Source organism: Pseudomonas sp. VE 267-6A (genome assembly GCF_024126555.1).
GTDB lineage: Bacteria > Pseudomonadota > Gammaproteobacteria > Pseudomonadales > Pseudomonadaceae > Aquipseudomonas > Aquipseudomonas palmensis.
In genome coordinates, this window is sequence record NZ_JAMYBY010000021.1 from 59,943 (window position 1) to 71,600 (window position 11,658).

The 11,658-nt window shown below is 63.0% G+C and carries 14 protein-coding genes; 3 read left to right on the forward strand and 11 right to left on the reverse strand.

Annotated elements, in window-relative coordinates; genetic code table 11:
* Positions 1-37 precede the first annotated feature (37 nt).
* The 8 genes from ccoP (NJH59_RS21875) to ccoN (NJH59_RS21910) all read right to left on the reverse strand — a co-directional run bounded on the left by ccoP (NJH59_RS21875) (position 38) and on the right by ccoN (NJH59_RS21910) (position 6,936).
* A complete protein-coding gene (gene ccoP, locus NJH59_RS21875) occupies positions 38-1,018 on the reverse strand; it encodes a cytochrome-c oxidase, cbb3-type subunit III (RefSeq protein ID WP_043862384.1) in 981 nt (326 codons plus the stop codon).
* On the reverse strand, positions 1,015-1,212 hold the full coding sequence (locus NJH59_RS21880) for a CcoQ/FixQ family Cbb3-type cytochrome c oxidase assembly chaperone (protein ID WP_043862418.1): 198 nt from the start codon (positions 1,210-1,212) through the stop codon (positions 1,015-1,017). The genes ccoP (NJH59_RS21875) and NJH59_RS21880 overlap by 4 nt, the downstream gene beginning before the upstream one ends.
* A gap of 5 nt (positions 1,213-1,217) precedes the next feature.
* The gene (ccoO, locus tag NJH59_RS21885) at positions 1,218-1,826 is read right to left on the reverse strand and encodes a cytochrome-c oxidase, cbb3-type subunit II (RefSeq protein ID WP_043862385.1); all 609 of its coding nucleotides are present in this window, start codon (positions 1,824-1,826) and stop codon (positions 1,218-1,220) included.
* Positions 1,826-3,268, reverse strand: a complete 1,443-nt coding sequence (ccoN, locus tag NJH59_RS21890; RefSeq protein ID WP_043862386.1) for a cytochrome-c oxidase, cbb3-type subunit I — start codon at positions 3,266-3,268, stop codon at positions 1,826-1,828. The genes ccoO (NJH59_RS21885) and ccoN (NJH59_RS21890) overlap by 1 nt, the downstream gene beginning before the upstream one ends.
* Before the next feature lie 489 nt (positions 3,269-3,757).
* Complete coding sequence (gene ccoP, locus NJH59_RS21895) at positions 3,758-4,693, reverse strand: cytochrome-c oxidase, cbb3-type subunit III (protein WP_116053297.1); 936 nt, start codon at positions 4,691-4,693, stop codon at positions 3,758-3,760.
* Complete coding sequence (locus NJH59_RS21900) at positions 4,690-4,887, reverse strand: CcoQ/FixQ family Cbb3-type cytochrome c oxidase assembly chaperone (RefSeq protein WP_043862388.1); 198 nt, start codon at positions 4,885-4,887, stop codon at positions 4,690-4,692. The genes ccoP (NJH59_RS21895) and NJH59_RS21900 overlap by 4 nt, the downstream gene beginning before the upstream one ends.
* 5 nt (positions 4,888-4,892) lie before the next feature.
* Entirely contained in the window at positions 4,893-5,501 is a 609-nt protein-coding gene (ccoO, locus tag NJH59_RS21905) for a cytochrome-c oxidase, cbb3-type subunit II (protein WP_043862389.1), read from the reverse strand.
* Between the two features lie 10 nt (positions 5,502-5,511).
* Complete coding sequence (gene ccoN, locus NJH59_RS21910; protein ID WP_123753608.1) at positions 5,512-6,936, reverse strand: cytochrome-c oxidase, cbb3-type subunit I; 1,425 nt, start codon at positions 6,934-6,936, stop codon at positions 5,512-5,514.
* 49 nt (positions 6,937-6,985) lie between these two features.
* On the opposite strand from ccoN (NJH59_RS21910), the gene NJH59_RS21915 reads away from it, so the two are divergent.
* Positions 6,986-7,675 (forward strand): alpha/beta family hydrolase, encoded by a 690-nt coding sequence (locus tag NJH59_RS21915; RefSeq protein ID WP_043862391.1) that lies wholly within the window; start codon positions 6,986-6,988, stop codon positions 7,673-7,675.
* An 81-nt stretch (positions 7,676-7,756) separates the two neighbouring features.
* On the opposite strand, the gene NJH59_RS21920 is transcribed toward NJH59_RS21915, so the two are convergent.
* Both NJH59_RS21920 and NJH59_RS21925 read right to left on the reverse strand, forming a co-directional pair.
* Positions 7,757-8,041, reverse strand: coding sequence for a pyrimidine/purine nucleoside phosphorylase (locus tag NJH59_RS21920; protein WP_088515639.1), 285 nt, complete (start codon positions 8,039-8,041; stop codon positions 7,757-7,759).
* 70 nt (positions 8,042-8,111) lie between these two features.
* Positions 8,112-8,663 (reverse strand): exonuclease domain-containing protein, encoded by a 552-nt coding sequence (locus NJH59_RS21925; RefSeq protein WP_043862393.1) that lies wholly within the window; start codon positions 8,661-8,663, stop codon positions 8,112-8,114.
* A 189-nt stretch (positions 8,664-8,852) separates the two neighbouring features.
* Here NJH59_RS21925 and NJH59_RS21930 point away from each other — a divergent pair, with 189 nt between their 5' ends.
* Together NJH59_RS21930 and NJH59_RS21935 are read left to right on the forward strand one after the other, a co-directional pair.
* Positions 8,853-9,608 carry an ABC transporter substrate-binding protein gene (locus NJH59_RS21930; protein WP_043862419.1) on the forward strand — a complete coding sequence of 252 codons (756 nt, stop codon included), beginning with the start codon at positions 8,853-8,855 and terminating at the stop codon, positions 9,606-9,608.
* Positions 9,609-9,673: 65 nt separating this feature from the next.
* On the forward strand, positions 9,674-10,687 hold the full coding sequence (locus NJH59_RS21935) for a GNAT family N-acetyltransferase (protein WP_054915575.1): 1,014 nt from the start codon (positions 9,674-9,676) through the stop codon (positions 10,685-10,687).
* Positions 10,688-10,832: 145 nt separating this feature from the next.
* Here the strand turns inward: NJH59_RS21935 and NJH59_RS21940 are convergent, their stop codons facing one another.
* Positions 10,833-11,372: an RNA polymerase factor sigma-70 gene (locus tag NJH59_RS21940; RefSeq protein ID WP_253087304.1), complete on the reverse strand. Its 540-nt coding sequence runs from the start codon at positions 11,370-11,372 to the stop codon at positions 10,833-10,835.
* Between the last annotated feature and the right edge of the window lie 286 nt (positions 11,373-11,658).

The following is an 11,658-nucleotide window of genomic DNA, read 5'->3' on the forward strand; positions in this document are numbered from 1 at the left end:
GCAACACTGGCGGGGCCTTTTCACAGCCGGGGCATGTTCACTGCGCTTCGGCGGTTTTCTCTGGCTGGTGCGACAGGCTGTAGACATAGGCCGCCAGCAGGTGGACCTTGTCGTTGCCCTGAATGTCCTGCTGCGCCGGCATCTGGCCCTGGCGGCCGTAACGGATGGTCTGCTGCAGCTGGGCGTAGCTCGAGCCGTAGATGAACGCCTGCGGATGGGTCAGGTTGGGCGCGCCCATCGCCGGGGTGCCTTTGCCTTCCGGCCCGTGGCAGGCCACGCAGTTGGCGGCGAACAGCTTCTTGCCGTTTTCCACGTCGGCCTTGGCGTCCTTGGGCAGGGTGCGGCCATCGAGGTTGGTCAGCACGAACCCGGCCACATCGGCCACGCCCTGCTCGCCGATCACTTCGGCCCAGGCCGGCATCACGCCGTGACGACCGCCCATGATGGTGGCCTTGATGGTCTCGGGCTCGCCGCCCCAGCGCCAGTCGTCGTCGGTCAGGTTGGGGAAGCCGTAGGAGCCCTTGGCGTCGGAGCCGTGGCATACCGAGCAGTTGGAGGCGAACAGGCGGCCACCCATCTTCAGGGCTTGCGGGTCCTTGGCCACTTCTTCAATTGGCATCGCTGCAAATTTGGCGAAGATCGGCCCGAACTTGGCATCCGAACGCGCCATTTCCTTTTCCCACTCGTGCACGCCGGTCCAGCCCGACTCGCCGTTGGCAAAGGCCACCTTGTTTTCGTTGTCCAGGTACTGGTAGCCCGGCAGCAGGCCTTTCCAGTTGCCCAGGCCCGGGTACAGCACCAGGTAGCCCAGGGCGAACACGATGGTGCCCACGAACAGCATGAACCACCACTTGGGCAGCGGGTTGTCGTATTCCTCGATGCCGTCGTAGGCGTGGCCCACGGTTTCTTCGGTGGTTTCGCTGCGCTGGCCCTTGCGGGTGGACAGCAGCAGCCAGGTCAGGGCAAAGATGGTACCCAGACTCAGAACGGTGACGTACAGACTCCAGAAGGTAGTCATTCTTTGTTACTCCTAGAAGCGCTCGCTTGCGCTTGCTCGACGTGCTTGCTGGCTTCGGGATCATCCGCGAAGGGCAGCATGGTCGCTTCGTCGAACTCGGACTTGCGCCGAGAACTGAATACCCACAACGCCAGGCCGATGAAGGCCACCATCACCACGACGGTGCCCAGGCCACGAATCATCCCGATATCCATCAAGGTCACCGTTTGCTTTTGATGATGGTGCCCAGCCCTTGCAGGTAGGCAACCAGAGCGTCCATTTCAGTCTTGCCCTTGACCGCGTCGCGGGCACCGGCGATGTCCTCGTCGGTGTAGGGCGTGCCGAGGGTACGCAACACTTCCATTTTCCTGGCGGTCAGCTTGCCGTCGAGGGTGTTCTCCACCAGCCACGGGTAGGCCGGCATCTTCGACTCCGGCACCACGTTGCGCGGGTTGTACAGATGCGCGCGGTGCCAGTCGTCGGAGTAGCGGCCGCCGACGCGGGCCAGGTCAGGCCCGGTACGCTTGGAGCCCCACAGGAACGGGTGGTCCCACACGCTCTCACCGGCTACCGAGTAGTGGCCGTAGCGCTCGGTTTCGGCGCGGAATGGACGGATCATCTGCGAGTGACACTGCACGCAGCCTTCACGGATGTAGATGTCGCGGCCTTCCAGCTCCAGCGCGACGCGGGGCTTCATGCCCTCGACCGGCTTGTTGGTGACGTCCTGGAAGAACAGCGGGACGATCTGGGTCAGGCCGCCGATGCTCACGGCGATGACCATGAAGAAGGCCAGCAGGCCGATATTCTTCTCGACTACTTCGTGCTTCATCAGTGAGCTCCAACGACAGCGATCTGAGCGGCGGCTTCAGCTTCGGCCGGCTGCGAGGCGCGGACGGTGCGCCAAACGTTGTAGGCCATCAGCAGCATGCCGGAGGCGAAGAACGCACCGCCCAGTGCACGCACGATAAAGCCCGGGTGGCTGGCCTGCAGCGCTTCGACGAAGGAGTAGGTGAGGGTGCCGTCGTCGTTGATGGCGCGCCACATCAGGCCCTGGGTGATGCCGTTGACCCACATCGAGGCGATGTACAGCACGGTGCCGATGGTCGCCAGCCAGAAGTGCGCGTTGATCAGGCCCACGCTGTGCATCTGCACGCGGCCATAGATTTTCGGAATCATGTGGTACAGCGCGCCGATCGAGATCATCGCTACCCAGCCCAGAGCGCCGGCGTGTACGTGGCCGATGGTCCAGTCGGTGTAGTGCGACAGCGAGTTGACGGTCTTGATCGCCATCATCGGGCCTTCGAAGGTCGACATGCCGTAGAACGCCAGCGATACCACCAGAAAGCGCAGGATCGGGTCGGTGCGCAGCTTATGCCAGGCGCCCGACAGGGTCATCATGCCGTTGATCATGCCGCCCCAGCTCGGGGCCAGCAGGATGATCGACATCGCCATGCCCAGCGACTGCGCCCAGTCGGGCAGTGCGGTGTAGTGCAGGTGGTGGGGGCCTGCCCAGATGTACAGGGTGATCAGCGCCCAGAAGTGCACGATCGACAGGCGATACGAGTAGATCGGGCGTTCGGCCTGCTTGGGTACGAAGTAGTACATCATGCCCAGGAAGCCGGTGGTCAGGAAGAAGCCCACGGCGTTGTGGCCGTACCACCACTGGATCATCGCGTCGGTCGCGCCCGAGTAGGCCGAGTACGACTTGAACAGGCTGACCGGCAGCGAGGCGTGGTTGACGATGTGCAGCATCGCGGTCACCACGATGAAGGCACCGTAGAACCAGTTGCCCACATAGATGTGCTTGGTCTTGCGCTTGACGATGGTGCCGAAGAACACCGCACCGTAGGTAACCCACACGATGGCCAGCAAAATGGCGATAGGCCATTCCAGTTCTGCGTATTCCTTGGTCGTGGTGTAGCCCAGCGGCAGGGTGACCAGCGCGCCGACGATCACCGCTTGCCAGCCCCAGAAGGTGAAGGCCGCGAGGCTGTCGGAAATCAGTCGCGTCTGGCAGGTTCGCTGCACGACATAGTAGGAAGTGGCAAACAGTGCGCACCCACCGAAGGCGAAGATCACCAGGTTGGTGTGCAGGGGGCGCAGGCGTCCAAAGCTCGTCCACGGCAGGTCCAGGTTCAGCTGAGGCCAGACCAGTTGCGAGGCGATGAAGACACCGAGGCCCATGCCAAGGATCCCCCAGACCACCGTCATGATGGCGAACTGGCGGACGACCTTATAGTTATAAGCAGTCGGACTGATTGCTGTGCTCATTCTAAGGTTCCACGGTTTGGGTGTTTTTGTTGGTTAAAAAATCGGCGCAAGTATGTATAAACCGTGTGGTTATTGCAACGCGATGGAAATCGCGCCGCACCTTGCGAAGGCCGATTTTACGGCGTTTCCAGCCGATTGGCGGTGGGAAGTGTACACAATCGCAAGGCGATAATGTGCACCATTATTCCGCTTTCGTTGTGCACGCATTAAGCTGCCTTGGCACTATCGTCCTGCGTGGTCAGGGCAGGCAATTCGCACTTGGGCCGGGATCCATCAGCCTTTGGTGGTGGCTCGCGAACAGAAAGTGCGCCAAAAAGGTGCATTCAGGTGCAAGACTTCAAGCCACTGTGGCAACAAGCTTAGTCTCGATCAGGGGGGGTGCAAGGCGGGTGTGCGGCGGGGTGCGACACTTGGTCGCAAGGGGCGGTGGGAACCGCCGCACCGTTGTCGATGCGGCGGTTTGAGTCAAGGCTCAGTTACATCATCGTTTCACTTGGCAGTTACGTTCTCTGCCGGTTGCGACAGGCTGTAGACATAGGCCGCCAGCAGGTGGACCTTGTCGTTGCCCTGAATCTCCTGCTGCGCCGGCATCTGGCCCTGACGGCCGTAACGGATGGTCTGCTGCAGCTGGGCATAGCTCGAACCGTAGATGAATGCCTGCGGGTGGGTCAGGTCAGGTGCGCCCATCGCCGGGGTGCCTTTGCCTTCCGGTCCGTGGCAGGCCACGCAGTTGGTGGCGAACAGTTGCTTGCCGTTTTCCACGTCGGCCTTGGCGTCCTTGGGCAGGCTGCGGCCATCGAGGTTGGTCAGCACGAACCCGGCCACATCGGCCACGCCCTGCTCGCCGATCACTTCGGCCCAGGCCGGCATCACGCCGTGACGACCGCCCATGATCGAAGCCTTGATGGTTTCCGGGTCACCGCCCCAGCGCCAGTCATTGTCGGTGAGGTTGGGGAAGCCGTAGGCACCCTTGGCGTCCGAGCCGTGGCACACCGAGCAGTTGGAGGCGAACAGGCGACCGCCCATTTTCAGCGCCTGCGGGTCCTTGGCCACTTCTTCCACCGGCATGGCGGCGAACTTGGCGAAGATCGGCCCGAACTTGGCGTCGGCGCGGTCCATTTCCTTTTGCCACTCGTTGGCGCCGGTCCAGCCGTTCTCGTAGCCGGGCAGGATGCCTTTCCAGTTGCCCAGGCCCGGGTACAGGATCAGGTAGCCCACCGAGAACACCAGGGTGCCCACGAACAGCCAGAACCACCACTTGGGCAGCGGGTTGTCGTACTCCTCGATGCCGTCGAAGCTGTGGCCCATGGTCTGGTCGGTGGTGCCCTTGCTCTGGCCCTTGCGGGTGCTGAGCAGCAGCCAGGTCAGGCCGATCAGGCTACCGATGGTCAGTACGCAGATGTACGTACTCCAGAAGGTGGTCATTGCCCGTTACTCCTCGATTCGGATTCTTTGGCGGCAGGTACAAGGCGATCGTCGGCGAACGGCAGCAGGCTCGCTTCGGCGAACTCGCGGTCACGCCGGCCGCTGAACACCCACAGCGCCAGGCCGATGAAGGCGATGGCTACCAGCAGGGTGCCCAGGCCGCGCAACTGGCCGATATCCAGTGTGAAGTCCATGGCGCTTACCTCTTGTTCTTGATCGCGGTGCCGAGCACCTGCAGGTAGGCGACCAGCGCGTCCATCTCGGACTTGCCCTTGAGCGAGGCCACGGCGCCGGTGATATCGTCGTCGCTGTAGGGCACGCCCAGGGTGCGCATCACGCGCAGCTTGGTCTCGGTATGGCTGCTGTCGACCGGGTTGGCCACCAGCCACGGATAGGCCGGCATCTTCGACTCGGGTACCACGTTGCGCGGGTTGTACAGGTGCGCACGGTGCCAGTCGTCGGAGTAGCGGCCGCCGACGCGGGCCAGGTCAGGCCCGGTACGCTTGGAGCCCCACAGGAACGGGTGGTCCCACACGCTTTCACCGGCTACCGAGTAGTGGCCGTAGCGTTCGGTTTCGGCGCGGAACGGACGGATCATCTGCGAGTGGCACTGTACGCAGCCTTCACGGATGTAGATGTCGCGGCCTTCCAGCTGCAGCGCGGTGTAGGGCTTCATGCCTTCGACCGGCTTGTTGGTGACGTCCTGGAAGAACAGCGGGACGATCTGGGTCAGGCCGCCGATGCTGACGGCAAACACCATCAACAGCACCAGCAGGAAGACGTTCTTCTCGATTACTTCGTGTTTCATCAGGTTCTCCTCAGGCCAGCTGCGCAGTGGCGTTGGCGGTCTCGCCCGCTGGGGCACGCACGGTGCGCCAGGTGTTCCAGGCCATCAGGAACATGCCGGTGAGGAAGATCGCACCGCCCACGAACCGCACGATGAAGCCAGGGTGGCTGGCCACCAGGGTTTCGACGAAGGAGTAGGTCAGGGTGCCGTCGGCGTTGACTGCACGCCACATCAGGCCCTGGGCGATGCCGTTGACCCACATCGAGGCGATGTACAGCACGGTGCCGATGGTGGCGAGCCAGAAGTGCGCGTTGATCAGGCCCAGGCTGTACATCTGCTCGCGGCCGAACACTTTCGGGATCATGTGGTACAGCGCGCCGATCGAGATCATCGCTACCCAGCCAAGGGCGCCGGCGTGTACGTGGCCGATGGTCCAGTCGGTGTAGTGCGACAGGGCGTTGACGGTCTTGATCGCCATCATCGGGCCTTCGAAGGTCGACATGCCGTAGAACGCCAGCGACACCACCAGAAAGCGCAGGATCGGGTCGCTGCGCAGCTTATGCCAGGCGCCCGAGAGGGTCATCATGCCGTTGATCATGCCGCCCCAGCTGGGCGCCAGCAGGATCAGCGACATCACCATGCCCAGCGACTGCGCCCAGTCGGGCAGGGCGGTGTAGTGCAGGTGGTGCGGGCCGGCCCAGATGTACAGGGTGATCAGGGCCCAGAAGTGCACGATCGACAGGCGATACGAGTACACCGGGCGCTCGGCCTGCTTGGGCACGAAGTAGTACATCATGCCCAGGAAGCCTGCGGTCAGGAAGAAGCCTACGGCGTTGTGGCCGTACCACCATTGCACCATCGCGTCGGTGGCGCCGCCGTACAGCGAGTACGACTTGGTCAGGCTGACCGGGATTTCCAGGTTGTTGACGATATGCAGGATCGCCACGGTGATGATGAACGCACCGAAGAACCAGTTACCCACGTAGATGTGCTTGGTGGTGCGCTTCATCAGGGTGCCGAAGAACACCACGGCGTAGGCCACCCAGACGATGGTGATCAGGATGTCGATCGGCCATTCCAGTTCGGCGTATTCCTTGGAGCTGGTATAACCCAGCGGCAGGCTGATGGCCGCGAGCACGATCACCAGTTGCCAGCCCCAGAAGGTAAAGGCGGCAAGGCGTGGCGAGAACAGCACGGTCTGGCAGGTACGCTGTACCGAGTAGTAGGAGGCGGCGAACAGTGCACAGCCCCCGAAGGCGAAGATCACCGCGTTGGTGTGCAAGGGGCGCAGGCGCCCGAAGCTGGTCCACGGGAGGTCGAAGTTGAGTGAAGGCCAGACGAGCTGCGCGGCGAGAAAAACGCCGAGCCCCATCCCGACGATTCCCCACACCACCGTCATAATGGCGAATTGGCGGACCACCTGGTAGTTGTAGGCGGTACTGCTGGTTGTGTTCATGTATGGGTTCCCATCCACGGTTATAGGCAGGCTAAACAGCGAGGCAAGCATGAGTAATGGGCAAGTGGCCGGTATTGACGGGGATCAATGGGCGCAGTGGGTCGAACAACGCGGCTGGTTGTACGATGCCCCGCAAAATCAGGCAGATGCGTCGCCCCTGGGGTGCCTGATCCTGGCCCACGGCGCGGGCGCACCCATGGACAGCGCGTTCATGACCGACATGGCGCAGAGGCTTGCCGCGCAAGGGCTGGCGGTACTGCGCTTCGAGTTTCCCTACATGGCCCAGCGCCGGCTCGATGGTGGCAGAAGGCCGCCAAACCCCCAGGCCCGCCTGCTCGACTGCTGGCGCGAAGTGGTGGCCCAGGTGCGACCATTGGTCGCTGGGCCGCTGGTGATCGGCGGCAAGTCCATGGGCGGGCGCATGGCCAGCCTGGTGGCGGACGAACTGGGGGTGGATGCGCTGGTGTGCCTGGGGTATCCGTTCTATGCCGCAGGCAAGCCCGAGAAGCCGCGGGTGGCGCACCTGGCCGAACTGAAGACGCCAACCCTGATCGTGCAGGGCGAGCGTGATGCGCTGGGCAATCGCGAGACGGTGGAGGGGTATGCACTGTCGTCAGCCATCGAGCTGTGCTGGCTGGTGGCAGGGGATCATGACTTGAAGCCGCTGAAGGCCTCGGGGTTCAGCCATGCGCACCACCTGGGGGCGGCGGCGGACAGCATCGTGGCGTTTTTACGCTGATGGCCGCTTCGCCGGCAAGGCCGGCTCCTGCAACGACCGCAGTCCCCTGCAGGAGCCGGCCTTGCCGGCGAAGCCTTTGAATCAGTCGCGGTATTCGCACAGGTAGGCGGTATCGACCTTCACCTGCAGCTGGAACTTGCTGTCGGCCGGCACATTGAACTGGCTGCCGGCGGTAAAGGTTTCCCAGTTGTCGCTGCCCGGCAGCTTGACGATCAGGGCGCCGGACACCACGTGCATGATCTCGCGCTTGGCCGTACCGAACTCGTACTCGCCCGGGGCCATCACGCCGACAGTGGCCGGGCCTTCGGCGCCGGTGAAGGCGATCGACTTGACCGTGCCATCAAAGTACTCGTTGACCTTAAACATGGGCGACTCCTGAAAGGGGCAAAAAAGGGCTGGCCAGTATGCCCAAGCCTCCCGGTGGCGTCATCCGCTTTCAGGCGCCCTGGGCCGGCAGGCTCAGCGGCAGCAGGCGTGCGGTATTGCGCGCATCTTCCAGGGCGCGGTGCTGCTGCCCGACAAACTGCAGCCCGGCCAGGGCCAGCGCGCCCTTGAGCCCGGGCGGGCGTTTCAGGTGGCGGGCCTTGGCGAAGCGCTGCTTGAGGTTGAGGTGGCAGGTGTCGGCCAGCAGGCTGTGCACCTGGTGCACCTGCCATTCCTGCAGCAGCTGGCGGCGATCGTAGTCGCCCCAGCTGACCCAGCCCTGCAGGTGCGCCTGCTGATGCTGCAGCCAGTGCTCGAACCCGTCCCACACCTTGGCAAAGGAGGCGGCGGCGTCGATGTCCGCCTGGGCGATATGCGTCAGCTCACGGCAAAAGGGCGTCAGCAGCGGGCGCCGCCGGGGTTTGACGAAGCGCTGGAAGTGGTCCACCTCGCGGCCTTCGCGGTTGACCAGGCTGGCGCCGATCTCGATGATTTCCATGTCTTCGATCGGCCAGCCACCCTCGTCGGTGGTAGCTTCCAGGTCGATCACCAACCAGTGGCCCATGGCAGGCTCCTTGACAGATACTCGCCTGAGCGTAGCCAATCTGTGGCCTGTGCGGTATCCCGTGGCCATTTGCCTGATGGTTCTGCCAGTTGTGCAAGCGTAGGAAAACGCCTAGTTTAGGCGCGAACCCGTAAAGAGTGTGTTGCCTTGAGTTCAGCGTCACTGCCACAGGTCGTGCTCTCCCTGTCGATGCTCGCGGTGGCGTGGCTGACCACACCGGCGTGTGCCCAGGAGCAGATCAGGATCGGCGCAGCGCACTTTCCCCCGTACACCGTCAATCCCGAACGCGATACCGGCAGCGGCCTGCTGGCGCAGTTGATCCAGGCCTTGAACGCGCTTCAGGACACCTACCATTTCACGCTGGTGCCCACCTCCATACCGCGACGCTTTCGCGACTTCAACGAGGGTCGCATCGACATGGCGATCTTCGAAAACCCTGACTGGGGCTGGAAAGGCATCGACTTCGTCAAGGTCGATCTCGGCCTCGAAGATGCCGAAGTCTTCGTCACGCACAATATCGAAGGCCGCGGCCAGGGCTACTTCGACAGCCTGCAGGGCAAGCGCCTGGCGTTGTACAGCGGCTATCACTACGCCTTCGCCGGTTTCAATGCCGACGCCAGGTACCTGCAGCAAACATTCGGCGCCACCCTGACCTATTCCCACGACAGCAACCTGATGATGGTGCAGCGCGACCGCGCCGACGTGGCCTTGGTGACCCGTTCGTACCTGTACGACTTTCTGGCGCGCCACGAGGATTACCGAGGCCAGTTCCTGGCCTCCGAGCGTACCGACCAGACCTATCACCATTATGCACTGTTGCGTCCCCAGGCACCGATCAGTGGCGAGGCCTTTGCCCGTCTGTTGCAGCAACTGCACGAGAACGGTCAGTTGCAGGACATCTTCGGGCCTTACCAGATCGGTGTCAGCGCGGCCCATTCGCCCTAAATTCGCCCACGGTTTTCACGTCAACAGCAGTGAGATTGTCTCTTCCACTTCGTGAGCCCAAGACCATGCCTTCCGATACCGCAACCTGCGCGTTGTCCCTGCCGCGCTGGCGCAGCCTCAGCGCCGATGAAACCGACTGCCACCTGAGCCTGGTGCTCGAAGACACGCCATTGGTGCGCCTGCGTCTGGAGCGCGGTGATGACCTCAACGTGCACCTGCAATACACCTGCCCCGAGCGCCCACAGCAGGCGTTGTGGGCCGCGTGCTACTGGCTGTTTTCCCGCGATCCGGGGTGTCAGCGCCTGTGCTGGCATCTGGCGCAGGTGCCCGAGGCGGCACTGGCCAGCGGCCTGCTGGTGGCCGACGAACAGGCGGGGCGCTACCGCTGCGAACGCACGCTGTTCTGGCAGTTGCCGCAACCGTGGCTGGGCGAATCGCTGTCGGGCGTGTACCCGCAGCAGATGCAGATCAGTGCCGGCAAGCGTCATCCGCGCCGTGCGCCCAAGCCGCGGGGGGAAGTATATCGGCGCTTCGATGCGCGGCTGGGGGCCTGGATCTCGTTGCGGACCCTGGAAATCGACCACGACCTGGAGCGCTTCAACCGTTGGCAGAACAACCCGCGGGTGCTGAGCTTCTGGCAGGAGGGCGGCAGCCTCGAACAGCACCGCGACTACCTGAGCAAGCTTGAGGCCGACCCGCACACACTGACCCTGATCGGCTGCTTCGACGACCAGCCGTTTGCCTACTTCGAAGCCTACTGGGCCAAGGAGGACCGGATTGCACCGTTCTATGCGGCCGACGACTACGACCGCGGCATTCACATGCTGGTAGGGGAGCAGACGCACCGCGGGCCGCACAAGGTGGCCAGCTGGCTGTCGGCGCTGGTGCACTACCTGTTCCTGGACGACCCGCGCACCCAGCGCGTGGTGGCCGAGCCTCGGGCCGACAATGCCAAGATGATCGGCTACATGCACGACCAGTGCTTTCACTGCGAGAAGGAATTCGACTTCCCGCACAAGCGCGCGGCGCTGATGATCCTGGGACGCGAGCGCTTCTTCGAGCGCTGCAGGCTGGTATAGGCCGGCAACCGATCCTGTAGGCGCCGGCGTTGCCGGCGAACCAGCACAAGGCGCTCGTGCTGCCGGACACCCGGCATCTGGCCTGGAGGGAGGATCGCCGGCAACGCCGGCTCCTACAGGGCAGCAGCGGCGCAGGGTGGCCCCTTCAGGCCACCTCACCCCGCGCCAGCGACACCTTGCGGCAATGCACCAGCGCATCGCGAATCATGAAGTTCACCAGGGTCGGCGACACGCCCAGCTCCTTGGCGATGTCCTTCTGCGGCACGCCATGCAGGCGGTACATCTCGAACGCATAGCGGGTGCGCTCCGGCAGCTCGCTCAGCGCATCGGCAATGTGCTCAAGCGTCGCGAAATTGATGTGCGTGGCTTCGGGCGAGGCACCATGGATGACCACATTCAGACCTTCCTCTTCGCTGCCGGAATACTTCAGCTCCATCGCCTGCTTGCGGTAATGGTCGATGGCCAGGTTGCGCACGATCTGGAACAGGTAGCTCAACTGCGCCTTGAACGACGAGGTGATCTGCGGGGCTGCACTGAGCCGGAAGAAAGCGTCCTGCACGACATCCTCGGCGCGTGAGCGACACCCGGTGATCCGGGCGGCAATTTTCACCAGAATGCTGCGATTGTCGACGAACGCTTGGAGTAACGGTGAATCGCACTTACTTGTGGACAGTTGTTCCGCCATGGAAATTTCACCTTGTTCTCGAAGAGGGAAGCGAAGCACTCCGCGAGGAGATGCTTCCTACGACGTGCGACAAGCTATTCTTAATGATAATTATTGTCAAATGCGAAAAGTAATACTTCAAACTGTTTTTTGGTTCTAAGCACCACCCCGTGATCCGCTTCGAAAATCACCGGTCGCCGCGCCACAGTGGCGCCTAATTATTTCACCCGTTCATCCGTTCCCCTGTGTACATCCTCGGCCCCTGAAGGGCGTGTGCCGGTGCCCGAACACCCGGCTCCCTGCGCCC

Coding starts and splice junctions, on each gene's coding strand:
- NJH59_RS21930 (WP_043862419.1), top strand. CDS start 8,853: ATGCTCGCGGTGGCGTGGCTGACCACACCGGCGTGTGCCCAGGAGCAG.
- NJH59_RS21880 (WP_043862418.1), bottom strand. CDS start 1,212: ATGGATATCGGGATGATTCGTGGCCTGGGCACCGTCGTGGTGATGGTG.
- NJH59_RS21915 (WP_043862391.1), top strand. CDS start 6,986: ATGAGTAATGGGCAAGTGGCCGGTATTGACGGGGATCAATGGGCGCAG.
- NJH59_RS21940 (WP_253087304.1), bottom strand. CDS start 11,372: ATGGCGGAACAACTGTCCACAAGTAAGTGCGATTCACCGTTACTCCAA.
- ccoO (WP_043862385.1), bottom strand. CDS start 1,826: ATGAAGCACGAAGTAGTCGAGAAGAATATCGGCCTGCTGGCCTTCTTC.
- ccoN (WP_123753608.1), bottom strand. CDS start 6,936: ATGAACACAACCAGCAGTACCGCCTACAACTACCAGGTGGTCCGCCAA.
- ccoO (WP_043862389.1), bottom strand. CDS start 5,501: ATGAAACACGAAGTAATCGAGAAGAACGTCTTCCTGCTGGTGCTGTTG.
- NJH59_RS21920 (WP_088515639.1), bottom strand. CDS start 8,041: ATGTTTAAGGTCAACGAGTACTTTGATGGCACGGTCAAGTCGATCGCC.
- NJH59_RS21900 (WP_043862388.1), bottom strand. CDS start 4,887: ATGGACTTCACACTGGATATCGGCCAGTTGCGCGGCCTGGGCACCCTG.
- ccoP (WP_116053297.1), bottom strand. CDS start 4,693: ATGACCACCTTCTGGAGTACGTACATCTGCGTACTGACCATCGGTAGC.
- NJH59_RS21935 (WP_054915575.1), top strand. CDS start 9,674: ATGCCTTCCGATACCGCAACCTGCGCGTTGTCCCTGCCGCGCTGGCGC.
- ccoP (WP_043862384.1), bottom strand. CDS start 1,018: ATGACTACCTTCTGGAGTCTGTACGTCACCGTTCTGAGTCTGGGTACC.
- ccoN (WP_043862386.1), bottom strand. CDS start 3,268: ATGAGCACAGCAATCAGTCCGACTGCTTATAACTATAAGGTCGTCCGC.
- NJH59_RS21925 (WP_043862393.1), bottom strand. CDS start 8,663: ATGGGCCACTGGTTGGTGATCGACCTGGAAGCTACCACCGACGAGGGT.